The sequence below is a fragment of the Pseudorhodoplanes sp. genome, assembly GCF_035565855.1.
Classification (GTDB): Bacteria; Pseudomonadota; Alphaproteobacteria; order Rhizobiales; family Xanthobacteraceae; genus Pseudorhodoplanes.
In genome coordinates this window covers 1-17,969 of record NZ_DATMRX010000138.1, presented here as the reverse complement: position 1 = coordinate 17,969, position 17,969 = coordinate 1, and the positions used below count along the sequence as shown (strand labels likewise).

Annotated in this window: 15 protein-coding genes; 1 reads left to right on the top strand and 14 read right to left on the bottom strand. The window is 63.2% G+C overall.

The features are described from left to right. Nucleotides 1-117 precede the first annotated feature (117 nt). The 10 genes from VN004_RS07880 to VN004_RS07835 form a co-directional block, all read right to left on the bottom strand. Entirely contained in the window at nucleotides 118-1,815 is a 1,698-nt protein-coding gene (locus VN004_RS07880) for a formate--tetrahydrofolate ligase (RefSeq protein WP_325608691.1), read from the bottom strand. Between the two features lie 146 nt (nucleotides 1,816-1,961). Beyond that, nucleotides 1,962-2,888 carry a methionyl-tRNA formyltransferase gene (locus VN004_RS07875; protein ID WP_325608689.1) on the bottom strand — a complete coding sequence of 309 codons (927 nt, stop codon included), beginning with the start codon at nucleotides 2,886-2,888 and terminating at the stop codon, nucleotides 1,962-1,964. 165 nt (nucleotides 2,889-3,053) lie between these two features. Continuing rightward, a complete protein-coding gene (gene frc, locus VN004_RS07870; protein ID WP_325608687.1) occupies nucleotides 3,054-4,550 on the bottom strand; it encodes a formyl-CoA transferase in 1,497 nt (498 codons plus the stop codon). 59 nt (nucleotides 4,551-4,609) lie between these two features. Then, nucleotides 4,610-6,337, bottom strand: coding sequence for an oxalyl-CoA decarboxylase (oxc, locus tag VN004_RS07865; RefSeq protein ID WP_325608685.1), 1,728 nt, complete (start codon nucleotides 6,335-6,337; stop codon nucleotides 4,610-4,612). Nucleotides 6,338-6,358: 21 nt separating this feature from the next. After that, the gene (locus VN004_RS07860; protein ID WP_325608684.1) at nucleotides 6,359-7,099 is read right to left on the bottom strand and encodes a GntR family transcriptional regulator; all 741 of its coding nucleotides are present in this window, start codon (nucleotides 7,097-7,099) and stop codon (nucleotides 6,359-6,361) included. A gap of 74 nt (nucleotides 7,100-7,173) precedes the next feature. Continuing rightward, nucleotides 7,174-8,673 (bottom strand): tripartite tricarboxylate transporter permease, encoded by a 1,500-nt coding sequence (locus VN004_RS07855; protein WP_325608683.1) that lies wholly within the window; start codon nucleotides 8,671-8,673, stop codon nucleotides 7,174-7,176. A gap of 39 nt (nucleotides 8,674-8,712) precedes the next feature. Further along, nucleotides 8,713-9,213, bottom strand: coding sequence for a tripartite tricarboxylate transporter TctB family protein (locus VN004_RS07850; protein WP_325608682.1), 501 nt, complete (start codon nucleotides 9,211-9,213; stop codon nucleotides 8,713-8,715). 62 nt (nucleotides 9,214-9,275) lie between these two features. Next, complete coding sequence (locus VN004_RS07845) at nucleotides 9,276-10,283, bottom strand: tripartite tricarboxylate transporter substrate binding protein (RefSeq protein ID WP_325608681.1); 1,008 nt, start codon at nucleotides 10,281-10,283, stop codon at nucleotides 9,276-9,278. Between the two features lie 272 nt (nucleotides 10,284-10,555). After that, nucleotides 10,556-11,437: a VOC family protein gene (locus tag VN004_RS07840; RefSeq protein WP_325608679.1), complete on the bottom strand. Its 882-nt coding sequence runs from the start codon at nucleotides 11,435-11,437 to the stop codon at nucleotides 10,556-10,558. Nucleotides 11,438-11,505: 68 nt separating this feature from the next. Then, nucleotides 11,506-13,035 carry a hypothetical protein gene (locus tag VN004_RS07835; RefSeq protein WP_325608678.1) on the bottom strand — a complete coding sequence of 510 codons (1,530 nt, stop codon included), beginning with the start codon at nucleotides 13,033-13,035 and terminating at the stop codon, nucleotides 11,506-11,508. Nucleotides 13,036-13,276: 241 nt separating this feature from the next. On the opposite strand from VN004_RS07835, the gene VN004_RS07830 reads away from it, so the two are divergent. Then, nucleotides 13,277-14,317, top strand: coding sequence for an alpha/beta hydrolase (locus VN004_RS07830; RefSeq protein WP_325608676.1), 1,041 nt, complete (start codon nucleotides 13,277-13,279; stop codon nucleotides 14,315-14,317). A gap of 247 nt (nucleotides 14,318-14,564) precedes the next feature. Here the strand turns inward: VN004_RS07830 and VN004_RS07825 are convergent, their stop codons facing one another. The 4 genes from VN004_RS07825 to VN004_RS07810 form a co-directional block, all read right to left on the bottom strand. Further along, nucleotides 14,565-15,974, bottom strand: a complete 1,410-nt coding sequence (locus VN004_RS07825; protein WP_325608674.1) for an amidase — start codon at nucleotides 15,972-15,974, stop codon at nucleotides 14,565-14,567. After that, nucleotides 15,971-16,735, bottom strand: a complete 765-nt coding sequence (locus VN004_RS07820) for an ABC transporter permease (protein ID WP_325608672.1) — start codon at nucleotides 16,733-16,735, stop codon at nucleotides 15,971-15,973. The genes VN004_RS07825 and VN004_RS07820 overlap by 4 nt, the downstream gene beginning before the upstream one ends. After that, nucleotides 16,732-17,553: an ABC transporter ATP-binding protein gene (locus VN004_RS07815; RefSeq protein ID WP_325608670.1), complete on the bottom strand. Its 822-nt coding sequence runs from the start codon at nucleotides 17,551-17,553 to the stop codon at nucleotides 16,732-16,734. The genes VN004_RS07820 and VN004_RS07815 overlap by 4 nt, the downstream gene beginning before the upstream one ends. A gap of 22 nt (nucleotides 17,554-17,575) precedes the next feature. After that, nucleotides 17,576-17,969: hypothetical protein (locus VN004_RS07810; protein ID WP_325608668.1), on the bottom strand; the 394-nt coding region annotated here is incomplete at its 5' end.

Sequence of the window (17,969 nt, the reverse complement as noted above, 5' to 3'; positions counted from 1 at the left end):
GCACCTGCACTAGCGGCGTCTGCGATCGGACGTGTGCTCTGCGCCAACAGAAAAGGGGTGGCCCAGCGGCCACCCCTTCTGATTCACGTGCGCTCTGGAGCCGCTTGATTTTCGCTCTCAGAACAATCCGACGATCTTGCCCTCGGCATTCACGTCGATCGAATCCGCCGACGGCACCTTGGGCAGGCCCGGCATGGTCATGATCTCACCGCAGATCGCCACGATGAATTCCGCACCGGCCGAAAGCCGCACTTCGCGCACCGGGATGTTGAAGCCGGTCGGCGCGCCCTTGGCATCCGGATTGGTCGAGAAAGAATACTGCGTCTTGGCGATACAGACCGGCAGGTTGCCGAAGCCCATTTCTTCCCAGGCCTTGAGCTGATCCTTCACCGACTTGTCGGCGGTGGCATCATCGGCGCGGTAAATTTCCTTGGCGATGGTGCGGATCTTCTCGAACAGCGGCACCTCGTCGGGATAGAGCAGCTTCAGGTTGGCCTTGCCCTCGTCGCAGATCTTAACGACAGCCCGCGCCACATCGGCCGCGCCCTCGCCGCCCATCGCCCAGTGATCGGCCATCAGCGCCTCGACGCCGAGCGCCTTGCACTTCTCCTTCACCAGCGCGATTTCCGCATCGGTGTCGGCCGAGAAGCGGTTGATCGAGACCACCGCCGGCAAGCCGAATTTCTTGATGTTCTCGATATGGCGCTGCAGGTTGGCCATGCCGGCTTCGAGAGCCTTGAGGTCTTCCTTCTTGAGGTCCTCTTTCTTGACGCCGCCATGCATCTTGAGCGCGCGGATGGTGGCGACGATCACGACGCAATCGGGCTTCAGACCAGCCTTGCGGCACTTGATATCGAGGAACTTCTCCGCGCCGAGATCGGCGCCGAAGCCGGCTTCGGTCACGACGTAATCGGCGAGCTTCAGCGCGGCGGTGGTGGCCGACACCGAGTTGCAGCCATGCGCGATATTGGCGAACGGTCCGCCATGGATGAAGGCGGGCGTTCCTTCCAGCGTCTGCACGAGATTGGGCGCGATCGCGTCCTTGAGCAGCGCGGTCATCGCGCCGTCCGCCTTCACCTCGCGGGCGCGGACCGGCTTGCGGTCGCGGGTATAGCCGATGATGATGTTGCCGAGGCGCTGCTTCAGGTCGTTCAGATCCTTGGCGAGGCAGAAGATCGCCATCACTTCGGACGCCACCGTGATGTCGAAGCCGGCTTCGCGCGGATAGCCGTTGGCGACACCGCCGAGCGAGCAGACGATCTCGCGCAGCGCGCGGTCGTTCATGTCGAGGACGCGGCGCCAAGCGACACGGCGCGAGTCGATGCCGGCCGCATTGCCCCAGTAGATATGATTGTCGATCAGCGCCGAGAGCAGGTTATGCGCCGAGGTGATGGCGTGGAAGTCGCCGGTGAAATGCAGGTTGATGTCTTCCATCGGCACGACCTGTGCATAACCGCCGCCGGCGGCGCCGCCCTTCACGCCAAAGCACGGACCGAGCGAGGGCTCGCGCAGCGCGCACATCGCCTTCTTGCCGATATGATTGAGCGCGTCGGTGAGACCGACCGTGGTGGTGGTCTTGCCTTCGCCCGCCGGCGTCGGCGAGATCGCGGTGACGAGGATCAGCTTGCCGTTCGGTTTGTCGGCGAGCGACTTGATGTAGTCCATCGACACCTTGGCCTTGTAATGGCCGTAGGGCTCGAGGTTCTTCGCGTCGATGCCGAGCCGCTCCTTGGCGACCTCGACGATCGGCCGCATCTTGGCGGCCTGGGCAATTTCAATATCGGAGAGCGGCTTCTGATGTTGCGAGGCGGGCATGGTTGCTGATCCGTCAGGAGGGAAACGAAGAACTCGTCATTTCAAGGCTTGAGCGCAGCGAAGAACCCGGAATCCAGAACCGCGAGCGCGTGAATGGATTCCGGGTTCGCCGCTTCGCGGCGCCCCGGAATGACGCAGAGAGAAAGTCATGTAAAGCGCGCGCCCTTTTCGATTTTCGCGGACGCTGCCCATTCTCCCGCGCCCACTTTCGGCCCATCGGCCTGCACGCGCGTGACCTTGATGCGACCGTCGGCACAGACGACGGTGAAGCTGTCAGCATCGACCGCGACGACTTCACCGAGCTTGCCGCCGATGCCCTTCGGATCGCGGGCCGGAAGCGGCGTCGCCTCGAAGATTTTCAGCTTGGCGCCGTTGATCGTCGCCCACGCACCGGGCGCCGGATTGCAGCCGCGGATCAGCCGGTCGATCTGCTCCCACGGCTTGCCGAAATCGATATGCGCGTTGCCGGGGCCGCAAATGCCTTCATAGGTCGCCTTGGAGTGATCCTGTTTGATGCGCGGCGCCTTGCCGGCCTTCACGAGATCGACCGATTCCAGCATCGCCTCGACGCCCATCGGGAACAGGCGGTCGAAATAAACCGTGCCAAGGGTATCCTTGTCCGAGATCGGCGTTTTCTTCTGCAGGAGGATGTCGCCGGTATCGAGCCCGTTATCGGGCCAGAAGATCGAGAGCCCGGTTTCCTTCTCGCCCTTGATGATCGGCCAGTTGATCGCGCTGGCGCCGCGATAGAGCGGCAACAGCGACGGATGATACTGGATCGAGCCGTGGGTCGGGATATTGAGGAAGTCTTCCGGCACGAACAGCGTGACGAAGGCCATGACCTGCAGGTCCGGCTTCAGCGCCTTGAATTCTTCCCACACCGCCGGGTCCTTGTAGGACGCGGGCTGATAGACCGGGAGCTTCGCAGCGAGCGCGGCTTCCTTCAGCGGGTCGGCCTTTCCGCCGGGCTTTTCCGGCGCGACGTAAACCGCGATCACGTTTTCGCCGCGCTTGAGCAGCGCTTCGAGCACGGCCTTGCCGAAGGCCTGCTGGCCGTGGACCACAATACGCATCGTTTTCCCCTGCTCACTCTCGTGTCCCGGGCGCATCGCAGCACGAGCGATGCGAAGTGGTGCGATGCAGAACCGGGACCTTCACACGCCAGTTTTTCTCAAGTGGGTCCCGGATCAGCGGCGCACCGTTTCACGCTGCGCCGCATCCGGGACACGAAGGCGGCGTCACGCCGCCTTCGACTTCTCGCCTTTTTCCGGCGCCGACAGCGCGCCCGACGCCTTGATCTCGGCGACGGTCTTCTTGTCGAAGCCCAGCACCTTGGTCAGGATTTCGTCGGTGTGCTCGCCGAGCAGCGGAGAGCGCTTCACCTCGGAGATCGAGTCCGACATCTTGATCGGGTTGCCGACGGTCAGATACTTGCCGCGGACCGGATGATCGACCTCGACCACCGTGCCGGTCTTGCGCAACGACTCATCCTCGGCGATCTCCTTCATCGACAGGATCGGACCGCAGGGGATGTCGTACTTGTTGAGGATGTCCATGGCCTCGAACTTGGTCTTGGTCATGGTCCATTGCTCGATGCGCTCGAAGATCTGATTGAGCTTCGTCAGCCGCGCCTTTGGCGTGGCATATTCAGGATCGGTCTTCCAGTCAGGCTCGCCGATCACATCGCAGATCGCACCCCAGACCGGAGCCTGGGTGATGAAGTAGATGTAAGCGTTGGGATCGGTCTCCCAGCCCTTGCACTTGAGGATGCGTCCCGGCTGGCCACCACCGGAATCGTTGCCGGCGCGCGGCACGGCGTCGCCGAACGGCACGCCTTCGCCATACTGGCTGTATTCGGTCAGCGGACCATGCGCGAGGCGCTGCTGATCGCGCAGCTTCACGCGGCAGAGGTTGAGCACGCCGTCCTGCATGGCGGCGAGGACCCGCTGGCCGCGGCCGGTGCGGTTGCGCTGATAAAGCGCCGCGACGATGCCGAGCGCGAGATGCAGTCCGGTGCCGCTATCGCCGATCTGGGCGCCGGTGACGAGCGGCACGCCATCGCGGAAGCCGGTGGTCGAAGCGGCACCGCCGGTGCATTGCGCGACATTCTCATAGACCTTGCAATCCTCGTACGGGCCCGGGCCGAAGCCCTTCACCGAAGCGACGATCATGCGCGGGTTGAGCTTGTGGATGTGCTCCCAGGTCAGTCCCATGCGATCGAGCGCGCCCGGCGCAAAATTCTCGACCAGCACGTCGCAGCTCTTGATCAGCTCGTTGAGCACGCGCTTGCCCTGCGGATGCTTGGAGTCGATCGTGATCGAGCGCTTGTTGTGGTTGAGCATCGTGAAGTAGAGCGAGTCGGCGCCCTTCACATCGACCAGCTGGCCGCGGGTGATGTCACCGACGCCCGGACGCTCGACCTTGATCACATCGGCGCCGAACCAGGCGAGCAATTGGGTGCAGGTCGGACCCGATTGCACGTGCGTGAAGTCGAGAATGCGAACGCCGTCGAGGGCCTTGCCGGCCTGACCGAACGGCTTTTTCGACGGCGGCGGCAGCAACGACTTCGCCGACTTGCCGTTCTTCGCGCTCTTGGCACTCTTGCCGTTCTTGCCAGCGCTCTTCTTCGGCGCAAGCTTCAAGACCTTGGCGGACGAACGCTTCGTTGCCGGCTTTTTCGCCGCCGGCTTGGAGCGTGCCTTTGCAGGCTTTTTCACTTTCTTCTTCTTGGCCATCGAACTTCTTCTCCTGAATTCACTGAGGCCCCAGACGCAGCGGCCGACGCTGCGCCCACCTATTTCTTCTTCAGCGCGCTCTGCGGATTGAGATTGCCGATACGGCCGCTCTCGCTGCCCGCGGCCGGATCGATCACCGCGTTGATCAGCGTCGGCTTGCCGGAATCCATCGCCTCGTTGACCGCACGCCGGAGTTCGTCGGGCGTCGTCGCGTTGACGCCGACGCCACCGAAGGCCGTCGCCATCATGTCGTAGCGCGCGCCCTTCACGAACACGGTCGTGGCAGGATCGGAGCCCGCGGTGTTGACGTCGGTGCCGCGATAGATGCCGTCGTTGTTGAAGATCACGACGCAGACCGGCAGCTTGTAGCGGCAGATCGTCTCGATCTCCATGCCGGAGAAACCGAAGGCCGAGTCGCCCTCGATCGCCAGCACCGGTTTGCCGGTTTCGACCGCGGCGGCGATGGCATAGCCCATGCCGATGCCCATGATGCCCCAGGTGCCGACGTCGATGCGCTTGCGCGGCTTGTACATGTCGATGATGCCGCGGGTGAGGTCGAGCGCGTTGGCGCCTTCGTTGACGAGGATCGCGTCAGGGCGCTCCTTGATCACCTGCCGCAGAACGCCGAGCGCGCCGTGGTAATCCATCGGCACGTTGTTGTTCATCAGCTTGGGCGCCATCTTCGCGATGTTGTCGTCGCGCTTCTTGTTGACGGCGGCGATCCAGTCGGCCGGAGCCGTCGGCCAGTTGGCGCCCATCGCAGAGAGCATCGCGGAGACGGCCGAGCCGATGTCGCCGACCACGGGAGCCGCGATCTCGACATTGGAGTCCATTTCCTTCGGCTCGATGTCGATCTGGATGAATTTCTTCGGCGCGGCGCCCCACGCCTTGCCCTTGCCGTGCGAGAGCAGCCAGTTCAGCCGCGCGCCGATCAGCATCACGACGTCGGAATCCTTCAGCACGGTCGAACGCGCCGCGCCCGCGCATTGCGGATGCGTGTCCGGCAGCAGGCCCTTGCCCATGCTCATCGGCAGGAACGGCGCGCCGGTCTTCTCGACGAACTGGCGGATCGCATCGTCCGCCTGCGCGTAAGCCGCGCCCTTGCCGAGAATGATCAGCGGCCGCTTGGCGGATTTCAGTACGTCCAGCGCCCGCTTCACCGCCTCGGGCGCCGGGATCTGCGCGGGAGCCGGATCGATCACCTTGACCAGCGACTTGCGGCCCTTCTCGGCGTCGATCACCTGACCGAACAGCTTGGCCGGCAGGTCGAGATAGACGCCGCCGGGACGGCCCGACACCGCCGAGCGGATCGCGCGCGCAAGACCGATGCCGATATCCTCGGCGTGCAGGATGCGATAGGCCGCCTTGCAGAGCGGCTTTGCGATCGCGAGCTGGTCCAGTTCCTCGTAATCGCCCTGCTGCAGGTCGACGATCTCGCGCTCGGACGAGCCGGACATCAGGATCATCGGGAAGCAGTTGGTGGTCGCGTGGGCGAGCGCGGTCAGGCCGTTGAGGAAGCCGGGCGCCGAAACGGTGAGGCAGACGCCGGGCTTCTTGGTCAGAAAGCCGGCGATCGAAGCGGCATAACCGGCATTCTGCTCGTGGCGGAACGACAGCACCCGGATGCCGGCGGCCTGCGCCATGCGGCCGAAGTCGGTGATCGGGATGCCCGGCACGCCGTAGATGGTGTCGAGGCCGTTCAGCTTGAGCGCGTCGATCAGAAGGTTAAAGCCGTCCGTCAGCTCCTGTTCGGCATCCGTGGTTTTTGCGACCGCAGCGTCGGCCATGACTGTACTCTCCTCGAAATCTCAATCCAGATAATCGGCGTATTTGTCGACGTGATCGGCGAGGCCGAGCGCGTGATCGCGCACCAGCGTTTCGGCGCGCGCGGTGTCGCGCGCTTCGAGCGCCTCGATGATGTTCATGTGATCGCGGATCGAACGATCGACCCGATCGCGCTCGACGATGGTCTTGCGCCGGATCATCCGCATGTGGGTGAACAGATTCTCGGCGAGATCGATCAGCACCGAGTTGCCGCTCATGCGGATGATCGATTGATGGAATTCGATATTGACCTCGGAATATTCGTCGAGATGCGCGCGCAGCTCGCCATCCACAAAGGTCGCGAACATGTCGCGCAGCGTGCCGACATCGGCGTCGGTCTTTTGCGTGATCAGGCGCGCCGCCATGCTTTCCAGCGCCGCCCAGGCGGTGATCAGCTCGATCACTTCCTTCTTTGTCTTGCGCACAACATAGACGCCGCGGCGCGGCACCGAGCGCACGAATCCTTCCCGCTCGAGCTGAGCCATGGCCTCGCGCACCGGCGTCCGGCTGATACCGAAATCCTGCGCGAGCTGACGCTCGTCGAGGCGGATGTCAGCGCGGCTTCGGTAGATGTCCATCGAGACGATGACGTTTTTCAGCGCCGCATAGGCCTTGTTCTTGAAGCTGAATGAGGTGTCGATCGGTTCGATCGCGAGTCGCGGCGCGTCGCCTTCCGCCCGCGAGCGGGAGACCGAACCGGAGACCTTGGTCGTGTCCGAGCTCATCCCTGTCCACCTTCCGGCGGCTGGAATACAGTATTCCAGCTGCCGGTTCAATGGGTTGATTTACGTCCTGCCAGTCACGCCGGCCTCGCTCGCAGCCGGGTAAAGCCTTCCTGGATCGCCGACCAGAACAGCGCGATCAGGCCGAGGATCATGATGCTCGACACGAGGCCGTTGGAGAAAAACACCCCGAGATGGCCCTGCGAGGAGAGCAGCGATTGCCGGAACGCTTCTTCCGCCATCTTGCCGAGCACCAGTGCAAGCACGAGCGGCGCCAACGGATAGTTGCACTTTTTCAGCACATAGCCGAGGACGCCGAACACCATCATCATGATGACGTCGAAGGCGTTGTTGTTCACCGTGTAGGCACCAATCGCACACAGCACGAGGATGATCGGCGCGATGATGCTGAACGGGATCCGCAGGATCGCGGCCAGCACCGGCACGCAGGTCAGGACGATGATCAGGCCGACGAGGTTGCCGAGATACATCGAGGCGATCAGGCCCCAGACGAACTCTTTCTGTTCGACGAACAGCATCGGTCCGGGTTGCAGGCCCCAGATCAGGAGGCCGCCGAGCAGCACCGCCGCGGTGGGCGAACCCGGCACGCCCAGCGACAGCATCGGCAGCAGCGCCGCGGTGCCGGCGGCATGCGCCGCGGTTTCCGGCGCCACCACGCCTTCGATCTCGCCCTTGCCGAAATTGCGCCCGTTCTTCGACATGCGCTTGGCGATGCCGTAGCTCATGAAGGAGGCCGGCGTTGCGCCCGCGGGTGTGACGCCCATCCAGCAGCCGATGATGCAGGACCGCAGCGAGGTCATCCAGTAGCGCGGCAGCGACGCCCAGGTGCGGAGCACGACCTTGAGGTCGATCTTCGCCTTGCCGCCGCGGAAGTTCAGGCCCTCTTCCATGGTGAGCAGGATTTCGCCGATGCCGAACAGCCCGATCACCGCGATCAGGAAGTCGAAGCCGTTCAGAAGTTCGGTGAAGCCGAAGGTCAGGCGAAGCTGGCCGGTGATGGCGTCGAGACCGACCGCGGCGAGCGCGAAGCCGATCATCATCGACGCGATGGTCTTGAATGGCGGCTCTTTTGAGAGGCCGACGAAACTGCAGAAAGCGAGGAAATAGACCGCGAATTTCTCGGCGGGCCCGAACCTTAGCGCAAAACTTGCGACCAGCGGCGCGACCAGCGTGATCATGATGACCGCGAACAGCGCGCCGATGAAGGACGAGGTGAAGGCTGCCGTCAGCGCTTCGCCGGCCTTGCCCTGCTGCGCCATCGGATGGCCGTCGAAGGTCGTCGCCACCGACCATGGTTCGCCGGGTATGTTGAACAGGATCGAGGTGATGGCGCCGCCGAACAGCGCCCCCCAGTAGATACAGGTCAGCATGATGATCGCCGAGGTCGGCGACATGCTGAAGGTCAGCGGCAGCAGGATCGCGACGCCGTTGGCGCCGCCGAGGCCCGGCAACACCCCGATCAGGATGCCCAGCACGATGCCGATCACCATCACCAGGATGTTGAAGGGCTGCAGCGTTACCGCGAAGCCGTGAAAAAGATTCGCAAATTCTTCCATCGTCGTAGTCCCACCACCCTCAAGACACGGCGCGCACGGTTACAGATTCAGCCAATTCTCGATTGGCCCCTTGGGCAGCGCGACCAGGAACCACTTCTCGAACACCAGATAGACGATGACCGGCATTCCGATTGCGACAGCGGCAACCTTCGGCCAGCTGTATTTCCCGAGCCATCGCATGAACCAGGCGATGAAGATCGCGGACGAGACGTAGATGCCGATATATCCGACCGCGACCGCATAGATCGACGCCGGTATCACGACGAGCAGCACCTGCCGCAGCTGGCTCCATTCAGCGAAGATCCCGCTCGCGGCATCCGGCCGCAGCGCATTCACGAGATTGACCGCGCCCGAGATCACGATCGCGAGGCCGATATAGAACGGAAAGAAGCCCGCCTGCGGCCCTTCGGCGCCCCAGCCAATGCCGACGCTGGTGCTGCCGAAGATCACGATCGCGCCGAAGGCCATGACGAGGATCGCGACCGCGATTTCCACCGACTTGTGCGAGGGGCCGGCGTTGCTGGACTCGTGTGTATTCATAATAACCTCGGACGGAACAAAAAAAGGCCGGCGGTTGCAGCAACCGCCGGCCGATGTCTCGCTTACTTGGCCAGGAAGCCCGCGTCCTTCATCAGCGACTTGTGCCGATCTTCTTCCTTGGCGACCCACTTGGCGTAGTCATCGCCGGTCAGGAAGGTCGTGTTGAAGGCGCCGTTCTTCATCAGGTCTTTCCATTCCGGCGTCTCACGCACCTTCTTGAACAGCTCGACATAGTAATCGACCTGCTCCTTGGTCGCCTTGGCCGGCATGAAGATGCCGCGCAGCATCAGGTATTCCATGTCGAGGCCCTGCGACTTGCAGGTCGGGATGTCGGACCACCCCATGTCGGCCGTGACCTTGTCCTTGTAGGGGAGCGGCTGGGCGTCGAACACACAGAGCGGACGCAGCTTGCCGCCACGCCATTGGGCAACCGCCTCGATCGGGTTGTTGACGGTGGAATCGACGTGATTGCCGACGAGCTGCACAGCCACTTCGCCGCCGCCCTTGAACGGGATGTAGGTCATCTTCGCTCCGGTCGCCTTCTCGACCGCAACGGTGATGATCTGGTCTTCCTGCTTGGAGCCGGTGCCGCCCATCTTCATCGAGCCGGCGGGCGCCGCCTTCAGGGCGTCAACGAAATCCTTGACGTTCTTGTAGGGCTTGTCGGCATTCACCCAGAGCACGAACTCGTCGAGCGCGAGCATCGCGACCGGGGTCAGATCCTTCCAGTTGAACGGAATGCCTGTCGCAAGCGGAGTCGTGAACAAATTCGACAGGGTGATGATGATCTTGTGCGGGTTGCCCGCCGAGGCCTTCACGTCGAGGAAGCCTTCGCCACCAGCGCCGCCGGCCTTGTTGATCACGACCATCGGCTGCTTCATCAGGTTGTGCTTGGTCACAATTCCCTGAATCGCGCGCGCCATCTGGTCGGCGCCGCCGCCGGTACCGGCCGGAATGATGAACTCAACAGGCCGGGTGGGCTCCCATGCAGCGTGCGCCGGCAAAGCAAGGCTTCCGGCACACAGAGCGGCAAACGCTCCGAGTGCAAAACGAGTCGTCACAGATTTCATAAGCGTCTCTCCCACTGATTGCATCGCGCCGGTCTTACCGCCAGCTGCAGCAGCGTTGCCGCAAGTGAAGCCGACTGACATGCGACATATCGCGCCTGCCCAACGTCGCCCCTTCGCGCTACAGGGTAGGCATATCGGGCGAAGATTGAAAAGCGAATTATTCATTATTACGTCGACGTAACGTCAGGTTTCTGATTTGCGTTGCAGCAAGAATGTTGCGCTGCACATCGTCATCGGAACCTCGAAAAAATCACCCCCGTAGGGAGCGGCAATTACGGCACGAACGGCGTGAGCGCCTTGCCGTAGGCCACGGGCGGTTGCGAGCCCCAGCGGTCAAGGACATTGCTCGACGAATTGAATTCGAAATTGCCCGGCTCGTGGAGCGCGTCATTGTCGATGCGTTCGAGACCGAAGGACACCTCGACCACGCATCCATTCGGATCGAGATAATACGAAAACAGGTTGTTGCCCGGGCCGTGCCGTCCGATGCCCCACAACAGGCTGCGGCCCTTGGCGGCGAGCGCATCGGCAACGCCCGCAAGGTCGTAAAGCGCGTGTGCGTCGAATGCGTAATGATGCAGACCATCGCCCGGACCGCAGGCGAAGGTGTGGTGATAGCCGTCGGCGCAACGATACCAGGCGCGCTCATAACCCGTGGTGCGATCCGACAATTTCATGCCGAGGAGGCGCGTCACGAGATCGTGGAAGCCCTTCGGATCGCTCGCGCGCAGATTGACATGCTCCAGCCGGCGCACACGCGCAGCATTGAATTTCGCCGGGTCGATCGGCTCACGTTCGATCGGCGTGTGGACCTCGAAGATCGGACCGAACGGAGTCGCGAAACGCACTGCGCGCCGGACCTTCGGCAGCAACGGCTTGTCGTCGAGGATGGTCAACCCTTCCGATTTGGCCCGGCGATAGACCTCATCGACGGCGTCATCGTCCATCGCCTCGAGGCCGACCGCGCGGATGCCACGCCGTGCGTCGCGCAGATAGGCGACATCGCAATAGCGCGCATTGGAGGACACGAATGCCGCATCCGCAGCGCGGTGCGTGATCCGCACGCCGGTCATATCGGCAAGATCGCGCGCCGAACCCTCGGGGTCCGGCGTCGCAATCACGACATAGCCCATCTGACGAATAAGATGCGTCATGAGACAGTCTCGCGACAATGGCGCGAGATCATGCCACCGGCGTCAGACAGCTCCAAGATTTTCCGCACTCACTGCGACGAAGACGATGGCTGCGCACCGTCCGCGGAAGGCGGCGTTGGCTTCGGCTGATCGGCCGCTGCCGGCGCGGGCGGCGTTGCATCCGGCGACGACACCGATGCGCCGGCCTGCACCGCGGTCGGAGCCGGTGCCGGCGTGGTCGCAGTGGTGGGCGGCGTGCCGCTCTCGGCGGGCGGAGCTATGGGGGTGTCCGCCGGCTTCGCCAACGCGGTCGCAGGCGCGGGCACCGACGCTTCCACCGCGGAGGGCTTCACCGCCGGCGTTTCGGAGATCGCGGGACGCAATTGCTGCCGCGGCCCGATGTCCTTGCGAACCGCGAGCAGCACGTTCGACTCGTTGGTGCGCCAGCGATAGCCCATGCCCCAGTCGATCGGCTTGGCCGGCCCGCGCTGATAGATTTCGGCAAGACGGTTCTGGTGACGGCCGGGGAAGATCGCGATCGGCCCGAGATAGCGGCCATAGGGATGCAGCGTCCATTGGTCCTGCTTGAAATAGACCACCGGAATTCCGGAATCGTCCTGCACCACATGTTCGGCATTGGCGACGATGAAGTCGCGGACCTGCGAGAAGTTGCCGCTATGGGGCAGATACGACGCCGCCTTGAACAAGGCGTCGCCCTTGCCGAAGCTCTCGACGAATTTCAGGAAGCCGGAATTCTTGACGCCGGAGTCCGACACATCGGTCGAGAAATAATACAGCGTCTGCTTCGGCGTTCCGGGCCCGCTATTGAAGGTGATCTTCACGCCCTGCACGCCGCGCTGCTGCGAGGCGCGATCGGTCGGCGCGACGGTGCCATCGGGACTGAGCGTGACGAGCGTGATGTCATCGATCGTCTTTCCGGCGCGGGCCACATAGACCATCAGGATCGGCAGCGTACCGGACAAGGCGGTCTCGCGCAGCTGATGCTTCATGTTCTTGGTGATGAAGAAGCTCAGCGAGATCGACGACGCCATCGACGAGCGCAGATTGCCGAGCGCGCGACGCGTATATTCGTTGATCACCGGGATGCGGCCGACCGGCTCGAGCCCGCTCAGGATGTAGGTCGAAGCCTCGGGATAGAAGGCGTCGGCGTAGAGAAAATCCGGTCCGCTGAACATGTAGAAGAGCGGCGCGCCGGCGCGATCCTTGATGTTCGCCTTGGACCAGGCGCGGATCTTCGACAGACGCTGCGTTTCAAGCTGCCGCCAGGAGTTGTTGAACGAGGCGGCGTGGCTCTGCCAGACCGGGTCCTTGGTGGTCTGTTCGAGGGCTTCGTTCTGCGCGGGGAGACCGGCGAGGAAACGGGCGGTGTCGTTGAACGTCGCCTTTTCGGCAAAGCTCGCCGGGACCAGCGCCTGGGGCGGCAGCGGAGCCGGCGTTTCGCGGGCATGCGCCTCGCGGGCCGGTGCCGGACGGGTCTGGGGCTTTCGGGACGGCGGATCGGTGAAGAAGTTGAAAAACTGGGCCTGAGCCGGCGGCGTCAGAGCGGCCATCACCGCGGAGACGATGACTGGGGTCAGAAAGCGCGAAAAATGCACCATTGTGATTGTTTGCCTGTGGCGAGAAACGGCACGGAAAGGGGCAGCGTGTTAACCAAGGGGCCTGCCGGAGCGACTATCATTTTCAGGCCGCGACCATGTTCCGGTCGTGATTCGATATTAGCCGGTGCCCAGTTTGATTCGATTCGTCCAGCTTGGGTAACCCCCAAATGTTTACACCTTGTGTCGCAACCCAGCCCACTCAAACCCGGAGCCGTGCGTAACAGCCAGGTGTCTGCAAACCATGGGCCTGAACGCATCGACAGGAATTTGTGCCGCCATCCTCGCGATCGCGTGCACCCTGACGCCGGATCACGGCATCATCGCGACCGCCAACGCCACGACTGCTGAAAATCTGGCCATCCCCCTCCCCCGCCCGCGGCCGGTGGTTCGTATTCCGCGTCCGCGGCAGGGCAGCTTTCCGGGCATGACCCGGCTCATGGAATTCGAATCCGCGCCGTTTCCCTATGACGGCAAGAACCCGGTGACCGGAAAGCCGTTCTTCAATGTCTTCTACGACGGCCGGTTCGGGCGCCGCGGCGCGCGCGGTCAGGTTTATTGGGAGAACGAAACCTACACCGACCCCCGCGTGCTCCTGCATATCCCGAAGGGGTTCGACATCCGCAAACCCGCGGTCATGGTCGTATTTTTCCACGGCCACGGCGCGAAGATCGATCGCGATGTGCGCGATCGCCAGCAGGTCGCCGCGCAGATCACCCGCTCGGACGCAAATGCCGTCGTCGTGGCGCCCCAATTCGCCGTCAACGCCGCGGACTCCGCTCCGGGCGCGTTCTGGGAGCCGGGCTTCTTCGATGAATTCCTGAGCGAAGCCTCCGAACAACTGGCGCTGATGCTCGGACAGCCGAAAACGGTCCGCACCTTCTTCCGCATGCCCATCATCTTCGTGAGCTATAGCGGCGGCTTCGTACCGACGGCCTGGGCCTTGCGGCTCGGCCAGATCCAGGACCGGCTGCGCGGCATCGTGCTGATGGACTCGCTTTATGGCGAGCTGGAGCAGTTCGAGAAATGGATTTTGTCAAACCGGCGCGGCTTCTTCATCAGCGGCTATCTCGGTTCGACACGAGCGCGCAACCTGCAGCTCCAGAATGACCTGACGGAAAAGGGCATCAAGATCGCCAAATCGCTGGACGGCAATATCCGGCCGGGGAGCGTCGTGTTCATTGCCGGGCACCCTGAAGACTCGCACCGGAATTATGTCACGCAGGCCTGGACCACCGACCCGATCGCCGACATCCTCAATCGCCTGCCTGAATATCATCAATGAGATGTGAGAGCGCCGCGTGACATGGCGGAGCTTTCCTCTCGGCACTGATGCGCTTTCGAGTCAGATGCGGCGCGAACAAGCCGGCTTCCTGCGGCGCGAACGCACCCGGACGGGCTCCGCGATCCTGATCTCGTCGGGCATCGTGGAGGAGATTTTCGGGGCTATGTGCGCAATGTGCGTCTCGCGATTGCCGCGACCGCGCAGGCCGATGCGACGACCGGCCAAGCGCCGACATTCGCATGAATCATCAGACGTGAGTCGGCCAGCCGATCGGATTGGCGCGCTGCACGAGCTTTGAAAGTCCGAGCAATTGCGGCTCCGAGAAGCGCGGGCCGACGATCTGCAAACCGACCGGCAATCCCGCCTGCGTCTTGCCGCCGGGCACGGACGCAGCAGGAAATCCGACCAGCGTCACAAGGAAGGCCGGAGCGATCCAGTCGATATAATTGTCGAGTTTGTTGCCGCCGACCTCGTCCGGATAATTCTTGCTCAACGGATAGGGCGGCACCGGAGCGGCCGGCGTGATCAGATAATCGTATTGCCCGAACAGATCGCAGAACTTCTTCCAGACCTGCTCGCGCATATTCTCCGCCGCCGCAGTGTCGCGCACGGTGAGCTTGAGGCCGTCGCGCACATTGCCGCCGAGATTCGGCCCGAACTGGTCGAGCATGCCGAGCCGCTCGTATTGCTGACCGACCATCCACTCGCCACGGAGCACCTTGTAGGGCGCAAAGCCGTCGGCCGCGCTGAACGGCACCTCGTCGACCACCGCGCCATCCTTCTCCAGACGGCGAACGGCGGCGCGGCAGATGTCGTCGATTTCCTTGTCGACGCCGAAGCCCGCAATGTCCGACGCATAGGCAATGCGCTTGCCCTTCGCATTGTCGGTCCGCTGCACGATGTCGAGCGCGCTTTGCCAGGGCGGCGGGGCCGAGATCGGCCAGAGCGGATCGAGCCCGGTCATGCCGTCGAGCATCAGGGCTGCGTCTTCCGCGCTCCGCGCGAGCGGCCCATGCACCTGTCCGCCGTCCCAGGGCAGCCGCATGCCGCGATTGGGAATCAAGCCGCCCGTGGTGCGCACGCCGACAATGCCGCAGAAGGCGGCCGGGATGCGGATCGAACAGCCGAAATCCGTGCCATGCGCCAGCGGCACCATTCCGGTCGCCGCCGCCACCGCCGAACCGCCGGACGAGCCGGCGGGACTAAGCTCCGGATTCCAGGGATTGCGCGTCGCACCGAACAGCGCGTTGACCGTGTTGGCGCCCGCCGCGAATTCCGGCGTGTTGGTCTTGCCGATGATGATGGCGCCGGCTTTGCGCAGGCGTTCGACGACGGCTGCATCCTCATCGGGCACGAAATCCTTGTATGCGGGCGAGCCGAAGGTGGTGCGGATGCCTTTGGTCAGGGTCACATCCTTGATCACCACCGGCAGGCCATGCAGCGGGCCAAGCGGGGCGCCGTTCTTCACCGCGTCGGCGGCTGCCTTTGCCGCCGTGCGGGCCTGATCCTCCACCAGCGTGACGATGGCGTTGAATTTCGGATTCTGCACGGCGATCTCGGCGAGGTGCGCGTCCAGCACCTCCACCGGCGACGCCTTCTTGTTCGCGATGAGGTCGCGCAATTCCACCGCCGAATGGCGGGACAGATCGCTTGTCATTTCCCGGACCAGTGCACGAAGCTTTTTTCGATCAGCAGAAACAGGATGTTCAGTCCATAGCCCAGCGCACCCGCCGCAAAGATCGCGGCATACATGTCCGGCATGTCGAACAGCTGTTGCGCCTCGAAGACGCGGAAGCCGAGGCCATCCACGGAGCCGATGAACATCTCGGCCACCACCACGATGACGAGGGCGAGCGAGACGCCGTTGCGCAGGCCGACGAAGGTCTGCGGCAGCGATTCCATCAGGACGACGTCCTTCATCACCTGCCAGCGCGAGGCGCCCATCACGCGCGCCGCGAGGATGCGCGTCTTGCGCGCATTCATCACGCCATAGGCGACATTGAACAGGATCACGAGCGCTGCGCCGAACGAGGCGACGTAGATCTTGGTCGCGTTGCCGACGCCGAAGATCACGAGAAATAGCGGGAACATCGCCGAGGCCGGCGTCGAGCGGAAGAAATCGATGACGAACTCGACCGAGCGGTAGAGCCGCTCGCTGGAGCCGAGCACGATGCCGAGCGGGATCGCGATTGCGCTCGCCACCGCGATGGCGGTGAAGGTGCGGATCACGGTCTGGGTGAAATCGTAAAGAAGGCGCCCGCCGGTCATGCCCTTCCACAGCGCCGCAAAGGTCGCGTCGGGGGACGGCAGCAGAACCGGATCGACGATGCGCATCCAGTAACCGATGTACCAGACGACGATCATGCCGACGACACCGACCAGAGGCAGGTACCGGTCGAACCGCGACAGCGTGGTCATCGATGCACCTCGCGCTGGAAGATGCGCAGGCAGTGGCTCTTCAGCTCGACGAATCCGGTATCGGCGAGGGTGAGGTCGTTGCGTGGCCGCGCCATCGGCACATGCGGGAAATCGGCGATGCGGGCGGGGCGGCGCGAGAGCAGCAGCACATAATCGGCGAGATAGACCGCCTCTTCGAGGTCGTGCGAGACCAGCACCATGGTGGTCCCGGTCTCCTCGAAGATCTTCTGCAGCTGTTCGCGCATGAACAGCGTCATCTCGTAATCGAGCGCGGAGAACGGCTCATCGAGGAACAGCACCTCGGGCTCGACCACCAGCGCGCGCATGATCGAGACCAGCTGCTGCTGGCCGCCGGACATTCCGTAGGGATAGCGCGTGAGGTCGAGCTTCACGCCGAGCCGTGACACCAGCCTGTTGACGCGTTCGGTCGCCTCGGGCTCGGGTACTTTGCGCAGCTTGAGCGCATAGCGGATATTGTCGAAGGCGCTCATCCAGGGAAAGAGCGCCTCGCGGTAATTCTGGAAGACGTAGCCGATCCTCGTCTCGGACAGCGTCTTGCCGCCGAACAGGATGGTCCCGCGATCGAGCGGGATCAGGCCGGAGATCAGGTTGATGAGGGTAGACTTGCCGCAACCATTCGGGCCGAAGATCGAACTGAACTTGCCGCGCGGGATGTCGAGGTTGAAGTCCTGGTAGATGACGTCACCCTGGAATTCCTTGCACAGCCCGCGCACGGTGATATGCGCGGGCGGATCGCCGTCAGGACCGAACGCGGTGCGGTAGGGGCCGACGATTGGCGAAACAGCATTCATCGCCATCAGGCCCCTCTCCGCGCCACTCTCAGAACTTCACGAGATATTTCGAGACGTCGACCTTCTCCGGCAGAGTGCCGGTTTTCACGGAGAAGTCGATGAACTTCTGGAAGTCCGCGATATCCGCCGGTGTCAGGTCGCTGACCATTTCGAACTTCACCAGCGGCACGGTGGCGACGATGTCATCCGGCGTGAAGGTGTTCTTGGCGAGATGCTTGCGCGCCTCCGCCGGATTGTCGTTGATGAATTTCACCGCCTTGCCCCAGGCCGCCGTAAACCGCTTGGCGACATCGGGTTTTGACTTGATGAAGTCCGAGGTCAGCGCGCAGCCGCCGACCCAGGCATTGGCGTTCGGATTGCCGAGCACGTATTTGGCGATCACACCCGCTTCGAAAGTCGAGGCGACGCCGTTCTTGCGCATC